This window comes from Sinomonas sp. R1AF57 (assembly GCF_002224485.1).
Classification (GTDB): Bacteria; Actinomycetota; Actinomycetes; order Actinomycetales; family Micrococcaceae; genus Sinomonas; species Sinomonas flava.
In genome coordinates this window covers 982,819-1,004,036 of the sequence record NZ_CP022463.1, presented here as the reverse complement: position 1 = coordinate 1,004,036, position 21,218 = coordinate 982,819, and the positions used below count along the sequence as shown (strand labels likewise).

Below are 21,218 nucleotides of genomic sequence, written 5' to 3'. Positions count from 1 at the left end.
ACGCCGGTAGCATGGGGCAGGATGACCTCCCCGACCCAGACCCGCCCGCCGGTCCGCGGCTGGAACACGCCCCGGCGGCGGATCGTCGACCCCGTGCAGGACGCGGCCCTCGGCACTGCGGAGGCCCTCAGGCAGCGGCTCCTGGGAGCCCGGCCCGCCTGGCGCGAACGGTCGGCACGTGACCGGCTGCTGACCTGGACGATCCCCCTCGCGGTGGGCCTCATCGCCGCCCTCCTGCGCTTCTGGCAGCTCGACCGCCCGCACGCCCTCGTGTTCGACGAGACCTACTACGTCAAGGACGCCTACTCCTACCTGGTCTCCGGGGTCGAGCGCTCCTGGAGCCAGAGCGCGAACGCGCTCTTCCTCCGTGGCGACATGAGCGGCCTCCAGGACGGCCCTGAGTACGTGGTCCACCCGCCCGTGGGCAAGTGGATGATCGCCTTCGGGATGGCGCTCTTCGGCCCCGGGAGCTCGTTCGGCTGGCGCTTCAGCGCGGCACTGGTGGGCGTGCTCTCCGTGGTGATGACGGCGTGGGCCGCGCGCCGGCTCTTCCGCTCCCACGCGCTCGCGGCGGCGGCCGGCCTGCTACTGGCGATCGACGGCCACCACATCGTCCTCTCCCGCACCGGGATCCTGGACATCTTCCTCTCGTTCTGGCTCCTCGCCGCCTTCTGCGCCCTCCTGATCGACCGCGACGACGGCCGACGGCGCCTCGCGGACCGGCTGGGCCGCCTCGTCGGACCCGACGGCCGGCTCAGGCCCACAGCGCTCGTCACCGGCCCCTGGCTCGGCATCCGGTGGTGGAGGATTGCCGCCGGCGTGTGCCTCGGGCTCGCCGTCGGGGTGAAGTGGTCCGCCCTCGCGTTCGTCGCCGCCTTCGGCCTCATGACCGTGCTGTGGGACGCCGGAGCGCGGCGGAAGGCGGGAATCCGCGCCTGGCTGCCGGGCGCCGTCGTCCGCGATGCACCGCTGGCCGCCGTGAGCATCGTCGTCGTGGGAGCGGCGGTCTACCTCGCGTCGTGGACGGGCTGGTTCCTCTCGGACAACGGCTTCTACCGCACCTGGGCGAGGGACCATCCGGATCCCTCCTGGAGCTGGATCCCGGACTCGCTCCGCTCGCTCGCGCACTACCACTTCGAGGCTTACGCGTTCCACAACGGGCTCAGCTCGCCGCACCCCTACGCCTCGAGCCCGTGGAGCTGGCTGGTGCAGGGCCGCCCGACCTCGTTCTACTATGCCGAGCCGGCGAACACGTGCGGGGTGGAGCACTGCTCCTCCGCCGTGCTCTCAGTCGGCAATCCCCTGATTTGGTGGACCGCCGTCGTCGCGCTCGCCGTCGTGACCCTGCTCTGGGCCGGACGGCGCGACTGGCGGGGTGGGGCCATCCTCGCGGGAGTCGCGGCTGGCTACCTGCCGTGGTTCCTCTACCCGACCCGGACCATGTTCGCCTTCTACGCCGTCTCCTTCGAGCCGTTCCTCATCCTCGCCCTGGCCTTCGGGCTGGGGCTCGTCCTCGGCAGGCCAACGGACCCGCTGTGGCGCCGCCAGGCCGGCTTCCTCGCAGTCGGCGTGTACCTGCTGGCGGCGCTGGTCATCTCGGCCTACCTCCTGCCGATCTGGACCGCGGAGCCCATCCCGTACATCGAATGGCGGCTCAGGCTGTGGATGCCCAGCTGGACGTAGCGCCAGATGGCAGGATGGGCACGGGGGATGAGGCGGAGCACGCGGGACGAAAGGGTGACGACGTGGCAGGCAGCGCGGAAACGGGACAGCGCCGGAGCCGTACGGAGGTGTCCGCAGAGGCCGTGGCGAGCCTCCCCGCCGCCACGAACGTGACCGACCTGCTGGAGGACCGCGCGGCCGCGACGCCGGACGCCGAGCTCTTCTCCCGGCGCACCGCTGCCGGCTGGGAGCACGTCACTGCGGCGCAGTTCGCCGAGCAGGTCCGATCGCTCGCCCGGGGGCTCATCGCGAGCGGCCTCGACATCGGCGACCGCGTGGCCATCATGTCGCCGTCGAGCTTCGAGTGGGCGCTCGTCGACTTCGCCGTCTGGTACGCCGGTGGCGTCCCCGTCCCGATCTACGAGACGTCCTCCCCGTCCCAGATCGCCTGGATCCTCGAGGACGCCGGGGCGAAGCGGGTCTTCGCCGGAAGCCGCGAGCTCGCCGAGTCCGTGCAGGAGGCCATCGAGGCCTCCCCCGCCCTGGGCGAGTCCTGGCTCCCCGTGACAGTCATGACGGAGGACGGCGAAGGGGCCACCCTGCGCAGCCTCGCCGGCCCGGGCCTCGGGGTGGGCGACGCCGAGCTCGAGCGGCACCGCACCGCAGCCGACCTCGAGACGCTTGCGACCCTCGTCTACACCTCCGGCACGACCGGGCAGCCGAAGGGCTGCGAGGTCACCCACGGCAACCTGTGCCTGCTCGCCGTCAACCTCGCCGCGCACCTCCCGACGGTGGTCGGTCCCGGCAGCCGCACGCTCATGTTCCTCCCCCTCGCGCACGTCCTGGCCCGCGCCGTGCAGGTCACGTGCGTCGCCGCCGGGGTCGTGGTCGGGCACTCGCGCCAGGCCAACCTGCTGCGCGACCTGGCCACCTTCCGGCCGACCTTCCTGCTCGCGGTGCCGCGGGTCTTCGAGAAGGTCTACGCCGCCGCGCACGCCAAGGCGGCCAACGGGCTGCGCGGGTCCTTGTTCGAGCGGGCGGCTCACACGGCCCGGGAGTACTCCGAGGCGCTCGAAGCGGAGGCGAGGGGCGGCGAGGGTCCCGGGCGCCGGCTGCGGATCCGGCATGCGGTGTTCGAGCGGCTCGTCTACGGGCGCCTGCGGGCGGCCTTCGGCGGGCAGGTCTCCACCATCGTCTCCGGTGCGAGCGCGCTGAGCCCGGGACTCGCGCACTTCTTCCGCGGGGCCGGGCTCACCGTGCTCGAGGGCTACGGCCTGACCGAGACCACCGCGCCGTGCACCGTGAACACGCCGGAGGCGACCCGGATCGGGAGTGTGGGCCGGCCCGTGCCCGGCACCGAGATCCGCATCTCGGACGCCGGCGAGGTCCTCGTGAAGGGCATCGGCGTCGTCCGCGGGTACCGCTCGGCGTCCCCGGGCTCGCCCGAGGCCGCGGCCTTCCACGAGGACGGGTTCTTCGCTACGGGGGATCTGGGTTCCCTCGACGACGACGGCTTCCTCACGCTCACGGGACGGACTAAGGAGATCATCGTGACAGCGGGAGGGAAGAACGTGGTTCCCGGCCCGCTGGAGGAGGCCGTCCGCGAGTGCGAGCTCGTCGCGCACACCATCGTGGTGGGCGAGGGACGCCCCTACGTCGCCGCCCTCGTGGCGCTCGACGCCGATGAACTCCCCGCGTGGGCACGCCGGCGCGGGCGCGTGCTCACCCTCGAGGACGCCAGGACCGACCCGGAGGTGCTCGCCGAGGTGCAGTCCGCGGTCGACGCGGCCAACGAGACGGTCTCCCGCGCAGAGTCGATCCGCAGGTTCGTGATCCTCCCCCGCGAGCTGACGCTCGAGGACGGCGACCTCACCCCGTCCCTCAAGCTCAAGCGCCAGCCGGTCACCGAGGTGTTCCGCGACGAGATCGAGGGGCTCTACTCGGCCTGACCCTCCATGTGGGCCGCGGTGCCCTCGCGGCGCTTCGGCGTGGGCCAGCAGAAGATCGCCATGAGGACCGACACGAGCAGCACGAGCACGCCGATCGTGATCGCGGCATCCATCCAGAACTGCGCCGGGAACAGCCGGATGAGCGTGTCCTCGAGGCGGAAGGTCCAGGTCCCGTCGGCGAAGAACAGCCGGTGGAACTCGGTGAAGAACTGCTGCCAGCCCAGCGCGGCGGCCACGGCGAGGGCGCCGATGAGGCCGACGGTCACGAGCGAGCCGGCGAAGATGCCGCGGGCGAAGGCGCGCGGCGTCCTGCGCAGCCCGATGAACGCGACGACGAAGAAGATCAGGATCGCGAGCCCAGCCCCGTAGGACGAGAGGACGACCAGCTTCACGTCCGCCATGTGGCTGACCTCGCCGCTGGTGAACAGCCGGTCCCCGTTGGGGAAGACCAGGTCCCCCAGGTACCGCGGCCCGGCCACGTTCGCGAGGTAGTCCACCGCGTAGGAGCCGTACGTGAGCCTGTCGTCCGGAGTGAAGCCGTACCCGTCCCCAGGGAAACCGGGCCGGAAGTACTCCGCCCAGAGGAACAGGGGGCTCGCGACCGCGCGGACGGCAGCGATGAGCAGCAGGAACGGCAGGAGGACCGCCATGAAGACCTGGACGATGCGGGGACCCACGGGCTTCGACCGGGCGGCGGCTTCGCGCTGGTCCTTGCGCCGCTGCACCTCGTCCTCCGGGGGCCGGACGTTGAGGGCACCGGTCGGGTGCGGCTCCGCTGGGACTGCTGTGGCGCCGTCGTCCGTCTTCATCCATGCGAAGTCCGGCTCGTCGCTGTCCTTCGACTCGTCGAAGCCAGCCCCCGGTTCGGATCCGGATCTCTTGTCGGTCAACACAGCCACCATCCAGTAGCGGCCCCGCAAGGGCCTCAAGTCAGCAAGGTCTGCCTCCCACCGTACCGGCTTGCCCCGCCCCAACCCGCCAGCGTCATCGACGTGTGGCCGAAGCGTTACCCGCCGTCTGCAGGGGGCCCGGCCGGTGGGTCAGCGCGTGGCTCAGTGCTTGGCGTATGTGGCCCAGTCCATGTTCCAGTCGCCCCAGCCCTCGAGCGGCTCGATCGGGGGCGCACCCGTGTTGAGGGTCTGCACGATGTCTCCGGGCTTGAAGGTGTTGAAGAACCAGGCCGCGTCGTCCGGCAGGAGCCCCACGCAGCCGTGGGAGACGTTCGTGTTGCCGATGTACGGAATCGCGGACGGGAGGGCCTGGTGGACATAGACCCCCGAGTTCGTGAGCCTGTTCGCGTGCTCGACCGTCAGGGGCGGGTAGTACCCCTTGTCCCCCGGCTTGAGGCCGATGCTGCCCGCGTTGAAGTGCGAGTACCGCTCCTGCTCCATGATCACGGCGTACCCGGTCGGCGAGAGCCACCCGGCGTCCCCGAGGGTCACCGGGAAGGTCTTCACGTGCTGGCCGTCGAGGAAGACCTGCATCGTCTTCGTCGTGTCGTCCACGACTGCGAGCCTGCTGGGTCCGGTGGTGAAGCTGACGTCGGCGTTGAAGTTGCCGATCATGCCCTTGCCGAAGTCGACTCCGAAGAGCTTGAGGGCGAGGGTGACCTTGGTGTTCGGGGCCCAGAAGGTCGCAGGGCGGATGCGCGCCATCTTGTCGCTGTACCAGTGCCACCTGACATCCTGGTTCGAGGTCGAGGTGATGGCGACGGCCTTCTCGACGGCATCCTTGTTGGTCACCGGCTCGCTGAAGGTGATCTGGATCGGCTGCCCCGTGCCCACCGTGGAGCCGTTGCGGGGGAAGACCGCGGCGTCGGCCTCGTTGGCCGCTGTGACGGTGTGGAAGGTCTGCTTCTTCGTCGTCTCGCGTCCGGCCCCGTCTGCGAGCGTGAACTCGTAGGTGTACGCCATGTTGAACGCGAGCGGGTCCTGCGCAGTCCAGGTCACGCCGTCGGCGCTCACTGACCCCTTGACCTCGACGCCCTTGGCGTCCGCGAGGTGCACGGACACGACCCGGCCGTTGACCGCCTTGACCTGCGGGCTCATCGCCGGGTTCACCTCGGTGGCACCGTCGGTGGGGGTGACTCCCAGTTCCAGCGGCTTGACGACCGGGGTTACGAGCCCGGGCTGGGTGCGCAGGGGCGTTCCGGCCTCCGACGCCGGGGCCTGCTGCGTCCACGGCTGGGCGATGGCTATCCCGGCCGCACCGCCCAGGACACCGACCACGAGAATGCCTGCAAGGGCCGCTTTGGACCCCCGTCCCAGTTTCCTGCGTTCCGCCACAGGTGAGTCCCCCTTCGTCTGGCCTTCGTTCAAGGGTACGCCAGAGGGACGTACGCCCCGGTCACCCCCCGGGCAGAGGCCGGGGGTGACCGGGGCGCGGCGGCGACGCCTCTCCAGGCGCCTCAGTAGCGGTAGTGGTCCGCCTTGTAGGGGCCGGCGACGTCCAGGCCGAGGTACTCCGCCTGGTCCTTGCTCAGCTCCGTGAGCTCGACTCCGAGCGCCGCCAGGTGGAGGCGGGCGACCTTCTCGTCGAGGATCTTCGGCAGGACGTAGACCCGGTTCTCGTACTCGCGCGCCGAGTCCTGGCCGTCCTCGGAGCGGTCGCGCTTCGTCCACAGCTCGATCTGGGCGATCGTCTGGTTCGCGAACGAGTTGCTCATCACGAACGAGGGGTGGCCGGTCGCGTTGCCGAGGTTCAGCAGTCGTCCCTCCGAGAGCACGATGACCGAGTGTTCCGGCGCGGCACCGTTGGGGCCGCTCGAGGCGGGGAAGACCCATTCGTGGACCTGGGGCTTGATCTCGACCTTGCGGACCCCTGGCACCTTGGCGAGGCCCGCCATGTCGATCTCGTTGTCGAAGTGGCCCACGTTGCCGACGATGGCCTTGTCCTTCATCCCGGCCATGTGCTCGGCGAGGATGATGTCCTTGCCGCCGGTGGTCGTGATGAAGATGTCGCCCTGGTCCAGGACCGACTCGAGCCGCGCCACCTGGTAGCCGTCCATGGCGGCCTGGAGGGCGCAGATCGGGTCGATCTCGGTGATGATGACGCGCGCGCCCTGCCCGCGCAGCGCCTCCGCGGCCCCCTTGCCGACGTCGCCGTAGCCGCACACGACGGCGACCTTGCCGCCCATCAGGACGTCCGTCGCCCGGTTGATGCCGTCCGGGAGGGAATGGCGGATCCCGTACTTGTTGTCGAACTTGCTCTTGGTCACGGCGTCGTTGACGTTGATCGCCGGGAAGAGGAGCCTGCCCTGCTCGGCGAGCTGGTAGAGGCGGTGGACGCCCGTGGTCGTCTCCTCGCTCACGCCCTTGATGCCTGCGGCGATGCGGGTCCACTTCTGCGGGTCGCGGGCCTGCCCCGCCCGGAGGACATCGAGGATGATGCGGTACTCCTCGGGGTCCTCGTCGGTCGCCTCGGGGACCGCCCCGGCGGCCTCGAGCTCGACGCCTTTGTGGACCAGGAGCGTGGCGTCGCCGCCGTCGTCGAGGATCATGTTCGGGCCGAGGGCCGGATCGGTGTCGGCACCGGGCCAGGTGAGGATCTGCTCGGCGGTCCACCAGTACTCCTCGAGCGTCTCCCCCTTCCAGGCGAAGACGGGCACGCCCTGGGGATCCTCGGCGGTTCCGGCGCCCACGACGACGGCGGCCGCCGCCTCGTCCTGGGTGGAGAAGATGTTGCACGACGCCCAGCGGACCTCCGCGCCGAGAGCGACGAGCGTCTCGATGAGCACAGCCGTCTGGACCGTCATGTGGAGTGACCCTGCAATGCGGGCCCCTGCCAGCGGCTGGGACGCGCCGAACTCCTCGCGCAGGGCCATGAGGCCGGGCATCTCGTGCTCGGCGAGGCGGATCTGGTGCCGGCCCGCCTCATGGAGGGAGATGTCGGCAACCTTGTACTCGAGGGTCATGCGTGCTGCTCCTGTGCGGTGCTGGATTCGTGCTGGTCGCCCGGGGCGGCCCCGGCCTGCGTGTGCTCGGGGGCGAGGAGGACGGGAATCCCGTCCTCGATCGCGTAGCGGGGGGTCGTGCCGTCCTTGGCCCGCGTCGTGGCCACGAGCGAGTCACCGTCCTGGACAAGGGCGGACCCCGTGACGGGGCACCGGAGGACGGCGAGCAGCGACGGGCTGAGGTTCGGCATGCCCACTAGCCTACAGACATGCGCGCGGCGCGCAGAGCGGCGGCGACTGCTTCCTCAGGGGGCGGGACTAGAAGGGTTCGCGGAGCAGCCGCAGATGACGCCGCACGACGGCTTCGGCGCCGGCCGGGGCCTCGAGCGGGGCGCGCGGAGGCCGGTCCGAGGAGTCAGGCTGTTCCGTGGGGACTGGCTCGTCCTCCTCGCGCACGGCGTCGGCTATGGCGAGGATGTCGTCGGGGCTGCGCGGGGGCGCCGGAGGAAGGGCAAGCCGCAGGACCTCCCAGCCGCGCGGCACTGTGAGCCGGGCGGCATGCTCAGAGCACAGGTCGTAGCTGTGGGGCTCGGCGAAGGTCGCCAGCGGACCCAGGACCGCCGTCGACTCGGCGTAGACGTACGTGAGCGTGGCCACCGCGGCCTGGCGGCAAGCCGATCGAGAACAATGGCGTAGTGGACCCACGGCACAGAACCATACTCCCGCACTCCGGCTGAAGCGGGCATTGAACCCCGCGGCCCGGGCGTGTGCCGCCCGTCCGGCTCGCCCGCCGGGGCGACGGCGACTAGAGTCGATGTATGCAGGATCGTTCATTGGCCCACGGCTCCGGGGCCGAGGGCGGCAGCCTTCGCATCCGGGCCGTCCCAGCCGCGGACGAGCCGAGCGGCCGCGGCCGCAGGAGCTTCCGCGAGAGGCGGAGGAATCGGCACGGCCGCGGGCTCAGAGGCGAGATCCTGCCCGCTGTCCTCCCCGCGTCGCGCACGCGGGCCGAGCGCTTCGAGGACTGGGTCTTCGACGCAGCGGAGCGGCTCCAGGACCTCAACGGCTCCAGGCTCGAGGGCGTCGAGTACGCCGTCGAGGAGATCCCGCCGGGCCTCGAGCAGATCCTCGTGGAGGGGGGACGTGTCCCCCAGGGCAAGTACACTCCCGGCGGGGCGGGCCGCGCGCCGCGGATCACGATCTACCGGAGGGTCGTCGAGACCGAGGCCGGCGCCCGCACCGAGCTGCAGGACCTCGTCCACGACATCGTCGTCGAGTACACCGCGCTCATGCTCGGCGTGGCGCCCGAGACCCTCGATCCGTACTACCGCGGCTACTGACGCCGCCGGCTCAGTAGCCGAGCGTGACCGGGAGGGCCTGGGCCCCCGCTGCACGCGGCTACTGACGCCGCCGGCTCAGTAGCCGAGCGTGACCGGGAGGGCCTGGGCCCCCGCTGCCGGAGCGACGACGGAGGCTGCCGCGATCGCATTGCCGTCGCCGGTCGTGACGAGCGTGCCGTAGGCAGGATCGCCCGTCGCCGAGATGAGCAGGGCTGCCACCGGTGAGCCCTCGGCCTCGGCTGGAACGTCGACGACCGCCGTCGTCCCTCCCGCGACGTCGACCGTCTGGGCTGCGTGGAGCCTCCCGTCGTCGGTGACCGGCACCGCGCGGATCTGGGCCCGGCCGTCCGGCACGCCGACGACGACCCTCCGGGTGAGGCCCTTCCCCACCGCGAGCACGTGGTCGTCCCCGAGCCGGATCGACGCCCCCGGAGACGCGAAGTCGAGCGGCTCCGTGGCGGATAGCCCGCGGGGAACCCGGGCGGAGGCGGTGAAGGAGACGTCCGCCGAGGCGGAGACGCTGTAGGTTCCCGCGGGAAGGCCCCCGAGAGAGACCTCCGTCACGGTGCCTGCCTTCGCCGTCACCACTCCGCCGCCCGGCAACGCGACCGGCCCGTTCCTGCCGTAGACACGCAGCTGCACGACCGCGTCGGCGGCACCGGGGACCGTGAGGGCAAGCGAGGCGGCGGCGTCGGCGAAGCCCTGACGGGCCGCGAGCTGCTTGGCCTGGGCAGGGTCCTGCAGGTCGATCCCCGCAACGGTCTGGCGCGCGGCGGGCGCTGCGGCCGCGGTGATGAGCTCGACGCCGCCCGGCGTGAGTCCCCGGAGGGTCGACTGCTGGATGACGGCCGAGACGGGGCCGCCGGTGCTGCGCACATGGACGGAGAGGTTGGCCTGTCCGGGCAGGTAGCCGCTCAGCACGTACGACGCCGAGCTGTTCGGCTTGACCTGCAGCCCGCGGCTCGACGGCGGAGCCTGCGCCAGAGGCTTGTCCCCCACGAATTCGAGGTCGACGGTCGCGGGAGTGGCACTCGAGTTCGTCAGCGTCAGGACCGACGTCCTGCCCACCGTGGTAGAGGCGCCCAGGAGCCACTGGTCATTGGCCGGGGCCGTGCAGGACGCCGTGGCCAGTCCCCGCAGGTCGCCGTCGGACGCGGAGAAGCGTGTCAGGCCGGCGATGTCCGGGACGTCTCCACCGGACGCGCGGGCCGTGAGGATTGCGGCGGCGCTGACCGACTGGGCGGGCACGACGGCGGCCCTCGGCTGGGCTGCCGTGCCCGCGGCGACGGCCTGTCCCGGCAGGGACTTGAGGAGGCCGCCGTCGGCGCCGGTCACCGAGGCGTCCGGCAGCGTGCCCTGGGTGTCCGAGAGGACGATCGCTGAGACATCCGTGCGGGCGGTCTTGCTCGCCGGGCTGAACTGGGGATCGCCCTGCACGGGCGTTCCTTCGAGAAGGCGTGCCGGGCCGGCGCAGCCGCGCACGGCGTCGCCCGCGGGCACCTCCGCCGAGCGCGCCGTCCCGGCGGCGAGCGAGGCCGGGGCCGGGATCCCCGATGCGTAGACGGTCAGAGCAGCGCCGACGGCCACGAGCAGGCCCCCGGCGATTGCGGCGCCCACTGTCCGGGCCCGGCGTCCCCTGCCCGTCGGCGTGTTCCGGCCCGAGGCCGCCCCGCGGCCCTCAGACGGACGCTTCATCGCTTGCACGTTCCCTTCCCTCCGGCCGGGCATCTTCCCCCTGGTCCGCATTCCCGGTGTCCGTCTCGTCCGGCGGGCCGGCGTTCTCTCCGCCTCGGCGACGTTCCGTGCCACGGCGGCCGCTGCCTCCGGGAGGGTCCTCCTGCCGCTTCTCGGGACCCCGCTCATCCGCCGCACCGTCGGCGGTTCCGCCGTCACCCTGCGCCTCTGGACGGGGCGCGTCCAGACTGCGTGCCTCGGGACGGGGCGCATCCAGGCGATGGCGCCTTGCAGCCGTCTCCGGGAGGAGGAGCCCAGCACCGGTGCGTCCGCGGGATGTGCGGCGCCGGATCCGGGCCGGCACCGCGAGGAGGACCGTGAGCCCGATCGCGACGGCGGCGAGCAGCCCCAGCGGCGCGGCCGCCGGCACCGCATAGCGCACCTCGAGCCGTCCGCCCTCTTCCGGGAGCTCGAACGCCTGGGCCCAGTCCTGTGCGGTGGGCGTCAGCGCGACGCCGTTCAGGGTCGCCGTCCACCCCGGCCCGCTGCGTTCGGCGAGGACGAGGCGCCGCGCCCCACCGCCGGCAGGAACGTCCGCGGAGACCTGCTCGGGCCCCGACGGCAGCCAGGACAGCGTCTTGCCCTTCGAGTCGACGATGCGTGCGCGCTGCGCGATGGCGAACGCGTCGCCCGCCTGCGGCCCGTTGGGGGTGACCCTCCAGAGCCAGCCGGCGTCAGTCCGTCCCACCGGCACGAGGGACGGGACGGAGTCGATGCGGGCGGCAGCGACCTCGTCGGCCGCGGAGCGGTCCTGCAGCACGATGAATCCGACTCCGAGAGCAGTGAGGTCCTTCGATGGATCCACCCCGGCCGCTCCGCCGCTCGCGGCGCCGCCGACGGTGGCGACGGCCCGGCGAAGGGCGACGAGGGCGCCGTCGTCGTCAGCGATCCGCTCCGCGCCCGACGGGCCGGTGATGCGGCTCGCCGAGGCGGCCGCAGACAGGGCGTCGAGGGTGGTGCCGGCCCCGCGCATGAGGGAAGCCGTCACGCTTCCGTCGTCGGCGCTGCCCAGGACGAGCGTGCGCGTCTGCTGCGGACCGAGGCCGAGGTCTGCAGCCGTGGCTGGAAGGGTGCGCGCGGCGCCAGGTGCCACCTGGATGTCCGGGCCGAGGCCGTGCGCCTCGGTGCGCGCGGGGCTCAGACCCGCCCACGCCCAGTGCGCGAGTGCGGCCGCCGGTCCGGCGCCTGCACCGATCAGGGCCACTGCGGTGACCGCGGCAGCGGTCCGGGCCCTGCGGCGGAGCGCCCGCTCCTGGTGCGCATCGCCGTCAGCCACGCGGTTCGCGGCTGCACGGCGATGCTCTATCAGCCTGTCCGCTCCGAGGACGGCAGCACCGAGGAAGCCCAAGGTGGCGGCGCCCAGGCTGGGACCCGCGAACGGGGCCACGAGCGTATCCCCGGACACAGCGACCGGGATCCGGGACACGGCCCAGGCATAGGCCAGCGCCAGGATCCCGATGGCCACTAGGGCCCGCGCGGCTGTGCCGCGGCGGCCCCTGAGGAGGACCGCCGCGGCAGCGGCCCCGAGCAGGATGGGCGCGGCGAGGACGAGTGCCCCCACGAGCGACCACGGGACGCCGGCAGGGAGGAACGCGAGGCCGCTCAGGGGCGCCGCGGGGTCGAACGCGAGCGGCTGGCCCAACAGCATCTGCCACGGCGACGCCGCCACGAACGGGGTCGGAAGGCCGGGGTCGGCGATCCAGGCCCGGGGCCGTTCGGCCGTGGAGACCCACACCGGAAGGAAGACGGCGACCGTCGGGACCAGCGCCCACCACAGCGCACGCGCCTGCCCGCGCAGGGCCACAACGCCCGCGACGACCACGATCACCGCGAACGGCACCAGCGAGGGGGCGCCCGCCGTCGCAAGGCCGAGCGCGAGCCCGCCTGCCGCGGCAGCGGTCCACGAGGGCACGCCCCCCGAACCGGGACGCGGCTCATGCTGCTGCGAGGCCGTCATGGCGCGCACGCGCGCGCCGCCGACCGCGCGGAGGAGCCCGAGCGCCGCCCACGGCAGGGCCGCGTGGGCGACGACCGACCCGATCCGCCCCTCGCCGACAGCGATGAGGAGCGCCGGCGCCGCCGCCCACACGACGGCGGCGAGCACTCTCGGCGCTCGGTGCGCGGTCAGGTTCGCCGCCAGGGCCCATGCCCCGAGCGCCGCGAGCGGGGAGGCAGCCACGAGCGCGAGGGCGAGGGCCCGGTTCGCGTCGCCGAAGCCCACGAGGCCCAGGAGCCACAGCACGAGGTCGAATGGGTCTCCGTAGCCGGGCTCTCCCGCTCCCAGACGGGACCACCATGCCGTTGCGTTGGCATAGATGTCGCCCAGCGCGGAGGAGACAGGGATGAGCGCACCGCCGACCGCGGCCTGGGCTCCGAGGAGGGGTGCGAGCGCGACCAGGGAGGCCAGGAGCGCAGCGCCCGCGACCACGACCGCGCCCGTGCCCGGCCAGCCGCGCGTGGCGACCGCGAGGGCCGCGAAGTCGTGCTGGGAGTCTCCCGTGGGCTCCTCGGGCCCGGCGGCACTGCCGGACCCGTCGCCGACCACGGCCTCGGAGTCCGCCGCCGCGGACTCGAGGAGGGCCCGGCGGTGCGCCCAGATCTCGGCACGCGACGTCTGGAGCTCTCGGGGAGTGCTGCGCGAGACGGTCCGAGTCCGACGCGCTGCGCGGCGGCCCCGCGCAAGATGGCCGACAGCGCCGAGGGCCGCCAGGCTCGCCCCGAGCCTGGCAGCGCCGACGCCCGGCTCCTTGAGGACGATCCCGAGCAGGAACTGCCACAGCCCGCCGAGGAGGGCGCCGAGGGCCTGGAACGGGAGCTGCCATCCCGGGGAGTGCTTGAGCCGGGAGTACACCTCGGCGCGTCGGGCAGCGAAGGGGGTGCCCGCGGCCTCCGGCCGCTGGGAGTGCAGGATCCGGGCCGAGGGCACGACGACGACCCGGTGGCCTGCGAGACGGGCCCGCCAGCAGAAGTCCACGTCGTCACCCGTGGCCGGCAGCCCGGGGTCGAACCCGCCCAGCTGCTCCCACGCGTCCCGGCGGACGAGCATCCCCGCCGAGTTGACGGCGAAGACGTCGCTGCGCGCGTCGTGCTGCCCCTGGTCCTGCTCGTCAACGTCGATGAGGGTCAGGCGCTCGCCCCACCGGCTCACGGAGAGGCCGACGTCCAGGAGCCGTCGCGGCGCGTCGGCGTCGAGCTGCTTGCAGCCCGCGACGGCGACGCTCGGCGCGCGCTCGACGGCGCCGAGGAGCTCGGCGAGGGCATCGGGGGCGGGGGCGGAGTCGTCGTGCAGGAGCCAGACCCACTGCTGGGCCGGGCCGTCGGGGCCGCGCCGCGGAGGGGCAAGCTTGTCCAGGGCGCTGCGTGCCGCGCCTCCGAAGCCGCCTGAGCCGCGCACGGCGACGACGTGGTCGGCACCGAGGGCGCGGCCGAGGACCTCGGCGGAATCGTCCCCGGATCCGGTATCGGCACCGAGGACGACGTCGACCGGCCGCGTCTGCGACGAGATCGCGGCCAGGGTCAGGGGCAGGTAGGCGCCGCCGTCGTGCGCGACGACGACTGCGGTGACGTGCACAGCCTCCAGGATCAGACCGCCCGCTTGCGCAGGCGGCGGCGCTCGCGCTCGGAGAGGCCGCCCCAGATGCCGAACCGCTCGTCGTTCGCGAGCGCGTACTCGAGGCACTGCGCCCGGACGGTGCACGACCCGCAGACCTTCTTCGCGTCGCGGGTCGAGCCGCCCTTCTCGGGGAAGAACGCCTCGGGGTCGGTCTGGGCGCACAGGGCCTCTGCCTGCCACGCGAGCTCCCCCTCCTCCGGCTCGCCCGGGTGGAGGAGGTCGATCAGCACCCCCTTGGGGGTGTGGTCGGCCGGGCTCGCGAGGAGCGCCAGCGCCCTCTCGATGGCCTCGTCCGCCGGCTCGTCGGATTCGTCCTCGGGCTCGTCGAGGTCGTCCACGAGGGCATCGCCGTCGACCGCGTGCTCGGTGAGGAACGCCGTCGCGGCCTCCTCGAGCGCGTTCGCCGAGAGGGCCTGGTACCTTTCGTGCGCGTCGGGGTCCGCAGGGTCTACATACCAGTCCGCGGGAATCCCCCTCGACCGGTAGGCGGCGGACGCCTGCGCAGCGACCGCCGACTCGTACTGGATACGCTCCGCCTGTCCCACGGTGCTCCTCCTCGGGTCGTTTTCTGCGCGGCGATCCGCGGCGACCAGCGCCAGGAAGATTCCCGGTGCCGGTTCCCCTCGGAGCATGCGATGATCGGTTCATCGACGTCCGCCGGCGCAGTTACTGTCCAGTCCTAATTACATGCGTGTAAGTTCCGGGAGTCAAGCGGGAACAGCGGATTTTAGACAGAAGAAATTTGTTTAGCCGTCCAACACGCCCAAACAGGGGAGGGCGGGGACGCTCTCGTGACGACGGCGGCAGGCGGGCACAATAGGTCCATGCCCTCGACGATTCTCGACCTCACGCACCATCTCCGCGCCGGCAATTCCGCATCGCCGCGCCTGACCTGGTACGGGCCAGACGGCGAGCGGGTCGAGCTCTCCGGCCGCGTCCTGGACAACTGGGTCGCCAAGACATCCAACTTCCTCTCGGAGGAACTGGACGCCGGCCGCGGCACCCGGGTCCGGCTGGACCTCCCGCCGCACTGGAAGTCGGTCGTCATCGCGCTCGCGACGCTCCAGACCGGCGCGGTCCTCGTGGACACGGCGCCGGCGGACATCACGTTCACGGGCCCGGAGTCGCACGACGGCGAGGCAGGCGGCGGCGTGCGGGTCGCCGTCGCGCTCGGGGCGCTCGAGATGGCGTATCCGGGCGAACTGCCCGCCGGGGCACTGGACTACGCGGCGCTCGTGCGCCAGTTCGCGGACTCCTACGAGCCCTTCGACCCTCCCGTGGAGGGCGACCCCGCGGTCGGCGGCCAGCACACGTTCACCCAGGCCGAGCTGTTCTCGCGCTTCGCTGTCCCGGCGGCCGATGGGGCACGGGTCCTCGTGGCGGGGAGTTCCGGACTCATGGATGCGCTCGCGCGCCTCATCGGGGCGTGGTCCGCCGGCGGATCGGCCGTACTCGCGCACCCGGGGATCGACGACGTCGACCACCTCCGCCGCGTGGAGAACGTCACCGCCTGAGCGGCGCAACCGGACTGCCGGGCCGGGCGCCTCCTAGCGGCCGGCCGGCCCTTCGCCGGTGCTCCCGAGACCGTGGACGCCCGGGTCCGGAACGCCCGAATCCGCGGTGCCGCGCTCGGGGCCAGCCGCGCCGTCGCCCGGGTGTCCGGACGCCAGCTCGCCGTCGTGATGCACCTCGATGAGCTCGTGGTCGCCCTCGTAGCCGGGCTCGGCGTCCAGCTCCTCGTTGAAGACCCAGAAGCGGTACGCGAAGAAGCGGAAGATCGTGCCGAGGATGAGGCCTACGACGGACCCCGCGATGAAGATCGAGACCTTGTCGGTCATGTGGAGGATGTACTTCGTGAAGCCGACGCAGCCGGCCGCGATGAGCAGGCCGATGCCATTCATGATGGCGAACATCACGGCCTCGCGGACGGCGTTGGTCTGCTTGCGGTGGCGGAAGGTCCAGTAGCGGTTCGCCACCCACGAGAAGATGCTGGCCACGACGGTGGCGATGGACTTGGCCCAGACCTCGCCGCTGTGCAGGGGGCCGTTGAGCAACCAGATGAACACCGCGGAGTCGATGACGAACGCGAGCCCACCGACCGTCCCGAACTTCGCGACCTCGCGCCAGAAGAGCGAGACGAGACCGCGCAGGCGGTCGGAGATGGTCCTGATCATGGTCCTCCACAGTTCCCTGCCGCCTGGCGCGAGCCGCCGGGGGCGGAGTGATTCTACCGCCGCAGGCTTGGGGCTTCCTGACGTTCTGTAGGCTGGGTGGGTGACTTTCCCTGTGATCGGCGTCGTCGGCGGCGGCCAGCTGGCGCGCATGATGGCCCCTGCCGCAACCGCCCTCGGCCTCGAACTGCGCGTCCTGGCAGAGGCCGAGGACGTCTCCGCGGTCCCTGCTGTGCCCAACGCCCCCGTGGGGGACTACCGCAGCCTCGACGACCTGCGCGAGTTCGCCCGCGGCGTCGACGTCCTGACCTTCGACCACGAGCACGTGCCGACCGAGCACCTGCTGACCCTGATGGCCGAGGGCGTCAACGTCCAGCCGGGGCCGGAGGCGCTCGTCCATGCCCAGGACAAGCTGCGCATGCGTTCGGCCGTCGACGCGCTCGGCCTGCCGAATCCGCGCTGGCGCGCGCTGCACCACGTGGAGGAGCTCGTGGCGTTCGGGGACGAGATCGGCTGGCCCGTCGTCCTCAAGACCCCTCGGGGCGGCTACGACGGCAAGGGCGTCCGCGTGCTGCGCTCGCGCGCCGACGCCGAGGAGTCCATCGACTGGTTCGGCACGATGACGCCCCTCCTGGCAGAGGAGATGGTCGAGTTCAGCCGCGAGCTCTCTGCCCTCGTCGCCCGCACCCCGGACGGCCAGTCGCGCGCGTGGCCGGTGGTCCACACCATCCAGGTGCACGGCGTGTGCGACGAGGTCATCGCTCCTGCTCCCGGCATCGATCCCGCCGTGGCCGCCGCGGCGCAGGAGGCGGCACTGCGCATCGCCGACGAGCTCGGCGTCACCGGCGTCATGGCCGCAGAGCTGTTCGAGACGCCCGGGCGCGGCGTCGGCTTCCTGGTCAACGAGCTCGCGATGCGCCCCCACAACACCGGCCACTGGACGCAGGACGGCTGCGTCACGAGCCAGTTCGAGCAGCACCTGCGCGCCGTCCTGGGCCTGCCCCTCGGCGCGACCGACGTGCTCGGCGAGTGGGCGATCATGAAGAACTACCTCGGCGGGGCCAACCAGGACCTCTTCAGCGCCTACCCCGCCGCGCTGGCCGCCGACCCCGCCGCCAAGGTGCACGGCTACGGCAAGTCTGTCCGTCCGGGCCGCAAGATCGGCCACGTCAACCTCGTGGGCGGCGCGGGGTCGGACCCCGACGAGCTGCGCGCACGCGCCGCCCGGGTCGCGGCGATCATCCGCGACGGCGCCTCGGCGCCCGGCGGCACTGATGCACCCGAGGACCTGTCTGCCCGCCCGAAGGAGAAGGCATGAGCACGAGCACCCCGCCGCAGCCCGAGCAGCCCCCCCTCGTGGGGCTCGTGATGGGCTCCGACTCGGACTGGCCGGTCATGGAGGCCGCGGCAGACGCGCTCGCGGAGTTCGGCGTCCCCTTCGAGGCGGACGTCGTCTCGGCGCACCGCATGCCGGAGGAGATGATCGCGTACGGCAAGGGCGCGCGCGAGCGGGGCCTTCGGGTCATCATCGCCGGTGCCGGCGGGGCCGCCCACCTTCCGGGAATGCTCGCCTCCGTGACGACCCTGCCTGTGATCGGCGTGCCAGTCCCCCTCAAGACGCTCGACGGGATGGACTCGCTGCTCTCGATCGTGCAGATGCCCGCCGGGGTCCCCGTCGCGACGGTGTCCATCGGAGGGGCGCGGAACGCGGGCCTCCTCGCCGTCCGCATGCTCGCCTCGGCCCAGGACGGGCTCGGCCAGCGCCTCGCGGACGAGCTCACGGACTTCGCCAGCGACCTCAACGCCACGGCCACCCGGAAGGGAGCTTCGCTGCGGGAGAAGGTGTCCACCGTCTTCGCAGCGGAGCATGTCCAGGCCCGGGGCGGACGCTAGGGAAGGGACGACCAGGATGGCCCTCCACAGCCCGCGGCGACGCGAACTCGCCGGATTGCCCAGCCACCAGACGGATCCGATCCGGCATCCCGAGGACGCCCCGTCAGCGGTGCGGACCAAGCGGGCCTTCACGCTCCTCGCCCTCACGGTCCTCGTCCCCGGTTCGGCGCAGCTGGTCGCCGGGAGCCGCCGGCTCGGCCGCCGCGCGCTGATGGTGACGCTCAGCGTGTGGGCAGTCGCCGCCGTCGTGCTCGTGGTGGGCCTGACGAACCGCGGAGCGGTGCTGACGATCTTCACGCACCCCGTGATCTCGCTCGTGCTGATCGTGCTCCTGCTGGCCCTCGCGCTCGGCTGGGCCCTCCTGTTCCTGAACACCCTGCGCCTCATCCGCGTCCCGCTGCTCGCACGCCGAATGCGCGCCCTCGTGGTCGTCGCGCTCGTGGCGGCGATGGTCGCCACGAGCGGGAGCCTCGCGTACGCCGCGTACCTCATCGGTGTGGGCCGCGGCGCGATCGGAACGATCTTCAGCGGAGGCCCGGCGATCAGCCCGGTGGACGGCCGCTACAACTTCATGGTGATGGGCGGCGACGCCGGTGCAGACCGCGTGGGGCGCCGCCCCGACAGCCTCTCGATCATCAGCGTCGACGCCGCGACCGGCCGCACTGCCCTCATCTCGATCCCCCGCAACCTCCAGAACGCCCAGTTCTCCGAGGGCTCGCCGATGCGCAAGATCTACCCGGACGGGTACAACTGCGGCGACGAGTGCCTCATCAACGCGATCAACACCGAGGTGAACGAGAAGTACCGGGACCTCTACCCCGGCGTCGACGACCCGGGCGCACAGGCCACGCTCGAGGCGGCTTCGGGCACCCTGGGCATCACGGTGCAGGCGTACGTGGTCGTCGACATGGCAGGATTCCAGCAGCTCATCGATGCCATGGGCGGCATCCGGATCAGGGCCGGCGGATGGGTGCCCATCAGCGGCGCCTCGGTGGACAACTCCGGCACGCACGAGCCGCCGATCGGGTGGATCGCCCCCGGCGAGCAGAAGCTCGACGGGTTCCACGCGCTCTGGTACGGCCGCAGCCGCGAGTTCGCGAGCGACTACGACCGCATCGCGCGCCAGCAGTGCATCCAGCAGGCGATGATCAACCAGCTCAATCCGGCCACGCTCCTGAGCAAGTTCCAGGACATCGCCGGAGCGGGCACGAAGGTGGTCGAGTCCAACATCTCGGCCGACCAGCTCGGCAGCTTCGTGGACCTCGCGCTCAAGGGCAAGAGCCAGCCCACGAGCCGCCTCGTGATCGGGCCCCCGGACTTCGACGCGTCCTTCCCCACGTACCCGGACTTCGACGCGGTCCATGCGAAGGTCGCCGACGTCATCAGGTCCGCGTCCGGCTCATCCTCCGACTCCCCCAGCCCGAAGGCTGCCGGCGCCGGCGGCCAGGCAGGGCTCGGCGCGCCGGGCCTGCTGCCTGCGGCCCTGGTCTCCAGCGTCTCCTCGGGCGTGCCGACGGGGCCGTACAACGACATCGGGCCCGACGGCGTGAAGGTCACCGCCCAGCGGCTCGACTACCTGTTCCGGACCGGGCAGAACCAGCTGCTGGACGAGATCATTGCCGGCAACGGCGAGTGCACGCCGCTCTGAGAGGACTTCGATGCATCTGCTGAGCAACACCCTGCGGGACTATGCGTGGGGTTCGCCCACCGCGATCGCGGCGCTCCTCGGCCGTGAGCCGAGCGGCCGGCCCGAGGCCGAGCTGTGGATCGGAGCCCACCCCGACGGCCCCTCCCGGATGGTCAACGGCGAGACGTCCGTGCCCCTGCACGAGGCGATCGCGGCGGACCCGGCCGGGGCGCTCGGCCGGGAGAGCGTCGAGGCCTTCGGGCCGCGGCTGCCGTTCCTCCTCAAGGTCCTCGCCGCCGACTCGCCGCTGTCCCTCCAGGTCCACCCGACGCTCGACCAGGCCCGGGCGGGCTTCGCCGCGGAGGAGGCGGCCGGCGTCGACCGTTCGGCGCCGCACCGCAACTACAAGGACGACAACCACAAGCCCGAGATGCTCTTCGCGCTCACGCCCTTCGAGGCGCTCTGCGGCTTCCGGGCCCCTGCGGAGGCGGCGGCGCTGTTCGAGCGGCTCACCGGGCTCGTCGCGGGGACGGACGCCGCCGAGGTCACGGAGCAGGTGGCCGAACTCCTGCGCGGCCCGGAGGAGGCGGCGGCGCTCGCGGCCGCCTTCGGCCGGCTGATCGAGGGCGGGCGCGACGTGCGCTCCTGCGTCGATGCGGTGGCGGCGGCCGTCGGCATCCACCTCTCCCCCGGCGGCGCGCGCGGACCGGGCCGGGACGACGACGCGGCGCTCCGCACCGTCGTCGATCTCGCCGCCCAGTACCCCTCCGACCCGGGCGTGCTCATCTCCCTCATCCTCAACAGGGTCAGCCTCGCCCCGGGCGAGGCGCTCTACCTCCCCGCCGGGAACGTGCACGCCTACCTGAAGGGCGTCGGGATCGAGGTCATGGCATCCTCGGACAACGTCCTGCGCGGCGGGCTCACGCCCAAGCACGTCGACGTCGCCGAGCTCCTCAGGACGGTCGTGTTCGCCCCCTCCGAGGTTCCCATGCTGGCCGCCCAGGAGTCCGACCTCGGGCAGGAGCTGTACCGGCCGCCGTTCGCGGAGTTCCAGCTCCAGCGCATCGCGGTCGCGGCGGACGGAAACCGCCCCGCGCCGGTGCCCGTGGCGCAGGCCGGTGCGGCGGTCGTGCTCGTGGTGGACGGGTCGCTGACGCTGGACACCCCGAAGGGCGACCTAGCGCTCGGGCGCGGCCAGAGCGCGTTTGTCCCCGATGCGGAGGCTCCTGCCCTCGCGCATCCCGGTCCCGAGGGCGTCCTCGCCTTCGCTGTGACCACCGGTCTCCGTTCGGAGTCGGGACTGGCCTAGGCGCCTCCCGTGAGCCCACCGCGCACGA

17 protein-coding genes are annotated in these 21,218 nt (G+C 72.4%); 8 read left to right on the top strand and 9 right to left on the bottom strand.

Annotated elements, in window-relative coordinates; genetic code table 11:
- Window positions 1-21 precede the first annotated feature (21 nt).
- The gene (locus CGQ25_RS04655; RefSeq protein ID WP_208712028.1) at window positions 22-1,683 is read left to right on the top strand and encodes a dolichyl-phosphate-mannose--protein mannosyltransferase; all 1,662 of its coding nucleotides are present in this window, start codon (window positions 22-24) and stop codon (window positions 1,681-1,683) included.
- A gap of 62 nt (window positions 1,684-1,745) precedes the next feature.
- Window positions 1,746-3,611, top strand: a complete 1,866-nt coding sequence (locus CGQ25_RS04650) for a long-chain fatty acid--CoA ligase (RefSeq protein WP_369802295.1) — start codon at window positions 1,746-1,748, stop codon at window positions 3,609-3,611.
- Here the strand turns inward: CGQ25_RS04650 and CGQ25_RS04645 are convergent.
- From CGQ25_RS04645 to CGQ25_RS04625, 5 genes are all read right to left on the bottom strand, one after another.
- Entirely contained in the window at window positions 3,599-4,501 is a 903-nt protein-coding gene (locus CGQ25_RS04645; RefSeq protein ID WP_369802294.1) for a TIGR01906 family membrane protein, read from the bottom strand. The two genes, CGQ25_RS04650 and CGQ25_RS04645, sit on opposite strands and share 13 nt — an antisense overlap.
- Window positions 4,502-4,663: 162 nt before the next feature.
- Window positions 4,664-5,839 carry an Ig-like domain-containing protein gene (locus CGQ25_RS04640; RefSeq protein WP_255405571.1) on the bottom strand — a complete coding sequence of 392 codons (1,176 nt, stop codon included), beginning with the start codon at window positions 5,837-5,839 and terminating at the stop codon, window positions 4,664-4,666.
- A 179-nt stretch (window positions 5,840-6,018) separates the two neighbouring features.
- Window positions 6,019-7,524 carry an adenosylhomocysteinase gene (gene ahcY / locus CGQ25_RS04635; RefSeq protein WP_208712024.1) on the bottom strand — a complete coding sequence of 502 codons (1,506 nt, stop codon included), beginning with the start codon at window positions 7,522-7,524 and terminating at the stop codon, window positions 6,019-6,021.
- Window positions 7,521-7,754 carry a Trm112 family protein gene (locus CGQ25_RS04630; protein WP_208712023.1) on the bottom strand — a complete coding sequence of 78 codons (234 nt, stop codon included), beginning with the start codon at window positions 7,752-7,754 and terminating at the stop codon, window positions 7,521-7,523. The genes ahcY and CGQ25_RS04630 overlap by 4 nt, the downstream gene beginning before the upstream one ends.
- Window positions 7,755-7,821: 67 nt before the next feature.
- Window positions 7,822-8,208 (bottom strand): DUF3499 domain-containing protein, encoded by a 387-nt coding sequence (locus tag CGQ25_RS04625; RefSeq protein ID WP_208712022.1) that lies wholly within the window; start codon window positions 8,206-8,208, stop codon window positions 7,822-7,824.
- 113 nt (window positions 8,209-8,321) lie between these two features.
- Between CGQ25_RS04625 and CGQ25_RS04620 the strand changes: the two genes are divergently transcribed.
- The gene (locus CGQ25_RS04620) at window positions 8,322-8,843 is read left to right on the top strand and encodes a metallopeptidase family protein (protein ID WP_222703697.1); all 522 of its coding nucleotides are present in this window, start codon (window positions 8,322-8,324) and stop codon (window positions 8,841-8,843) included.
- Between the two features lie 75 nt (window positions 8,844-8,918).
- On the opposite strand, the gene CGQ25_RS04615 is transcribed toward CGQ25_RS04620, so the two are convergent.
- From CGQ25_RS04615 to CGQ25_RS18420, 3 genes are read right to left on the bottom strand one after another with little or no spacing between them, the layout of a single operon-like run.
- Entirely contained in the window at window positions 8,919-10,538 is a 1,620-nt protein-coding gene (locus CGQ25_RS04615; RefSeq protein WP_255405570.1) for a DUF5719 family protein, read from the bottom strand.
- Window positions 10,522-14,148: a glycosyltransferase family 2 protein gene (locus CGQ25_RS04610; protein ID WP_208712020.1), complete on the bottom strand. Its 3,627-nt coding sequence runs from the start codon at window positions 14,146-14,148 to the stop codon at window positions 10,522-10,524. Before CGQ25_RS04610 ends, CGQ25_RS04615 begins: the two co-directional genes overlap by 17 nt.
- 11 nt (window positions 14,149-14,159) lie before the next feature.
- Window positions 14,160-14,735, bottom strand: a complete 576-nt coding sequence (locus tag CGQ25_RS18420) for a WhiB family transcriptional regulator (RefSeq protein WP_255405569.1) — start codon at window positions 14,733-14,735, stop codon at window positions 14,160-14,162.
- A 279-nt stretch (window positions 14,736-15,014) separates the two neighbouring features.
- Here CGQ25_RS18420 and CGQ25_RS04600 point away from each other — a divergent pair, with 279 nt between their 5' ends.
- Entirely contained in the window at window positions 15,015-15,704 is a 690-nt protein-coding gene (locus CGQ25_RS04600; RefSeq protein ID WP_208712019.1) for a TIGR03089 family protein, read from the top strand.
- Window positions 15,705-15,737: 33 nt separating this feature from the next.
- On the opposite strand, the gene CGQ25_RS04595 is transcribed toward CGQ25_RS04600, so the two are convergent.
- Window positions 15,738-16,364 (bottom strand): GtrA family protein, encoded by a 627-nt coding sequence (locus CGQ25_RS04595; RefSeq protein ID WP_208712018.1) that lies wholly within the window; start codon window positions 16,362-16,364, stop codon window positions 15,738-15,740.
- 100 nt (window positions 16,365-16,464) lie between these two features.
- On the opposite strand from CGQ25_RS04595, the gene CGQ25_RS04590 reads away from it, so the two are divergent.
- Genes CGQ25_RS04590 through manA form a run of 4 tightly spaced genes read left to right on the top strand, consistent with a single transcriptional unit; the run spans window position 16,465 to window position 21,190 of the window.
- Window positions 16,465-17,679, top strand: coding sequence for a 5-(carboxyamino)imidazole ribonucleotide synthase (locus CGQ25_RS04590; RefSeq protein ID WP_208712017.1), 1,215 nt, complete (start codon window positions 16,465-16,467; stop codon window positions 17,677-17,679).
- Window positions 17,676-18,254 carry a 5-(carboxyamino)imidazole ribonucleotide mutase gene (purE, locus tag CGQ25_RS04585; protein ID WP_255405568.1) on the top strand — a complete coding sequence of 193 codons (579 nt, stop codon included), beginning with the start codon at window positions 17,676-17,678 and terminating at the stop codon, window positions 18,252-18,254. Before CGQ25_RS04590 ends, purE begins: the two co-directional genes overlap by 4 nt.
- A 16-nt stretch (window positions 18,255-18,270) precedes the next feature.
- Window positions 18,271-19,902 carry an LCP family protein gene (locus CGQ25_RS04580; RefSeq protein ID WP_208712016.1) on the top strand — a complete coding sequence of 544 codons (1,632 nt, stop codon included), beginning with the start codon at window positions 18,271-18,273 and terminating at the stop codon, window positions 19,900-19,902.
- A gap of 10 nt (window positions 19,903-19,912) precedes the next feature.
- Complete coding sequence (manA, locus tag CGQ25_RS04575; RefSeq protein ID WP_208712015.1) at window positions 19,913-21,190, top strand: mannose-6-phosphate isomerase, class I; 1,278 nt, start codon at window positions 19,913-19,915, stop codon at window positions 21,188-21,190.
- Window positions 21,191-21,218: the final 28 nt, after the last annotated feature.

Coding starts and splice junctions, on each gene's coding strand:
- CGQ25_RS04655 (WP_208712028.1), top strand. CDS start 22: ATGACCTCCCCGACCCAGACCCGCCCGCCGGTCCGCGGCTGGAACACG.
- ahcY (WP_208712024.1), bottom strand. CDS start 7,524: ATGACCCTCGAGTACAAGGTTGCCGACATCTCCCTCCATGAGGCGGGC.
- CGQ25_RS04630 (WP_208712023.1), bottom strand. CDS start 7,754: ATGCCGAACCTCAGCCCGTCGCTGCTCGCCGTCCTCCGGTGCCCCGTC.
- CGQ25_RS04620 (WP_222703697.1), top strand. CDS start 8,322: ATGCAGGATCGTTCATTGGCCCACGGCTCCGGGGCCGAGGGCGGCAGC.
- CGQ25_RS04615 (WP_255405570.1), bottom strand. CDS start 10,538: ATGAAGCGTCCGTCTGAGGGCCGCGGGGCGGCCTCGGGCCGGAACACG.
- CGQ25_RS04600 (WP_208712019.1), top strand. CDS start 15,015: ATGCCCTCGACGATTCTCGACCTCACGCACCATCTCCGCGCCGGCAAT.
- CGQ25_RS04595 (WP_208712018.1), bottom strand. CDS start 16,364: ATGATCAGGACCATCTCCGACCGCCTGCGCGGTCTCGTCTCGCTCTTC.
- purE (WP_255405568.1), top strand. CDS start 17,676: ATGAGCACGAGCACCCCGCCGCAGCCCGAGCAGCCCCCCCTCGTGGGG.
- CGQ25_RS04580 (WP_208712016.1), top strand. CDS start 18,271: ATGGCCCTCCACAGCCCGCGGCGACGCGAACTCGCCGGATTGCCCAGC.
- manA (WP_208712015.1), top strand. CDS start 19,913: ATGCATCTGCTGAGCAACACCCTGCGGGACTATGCGTGGGGTTCGCCC.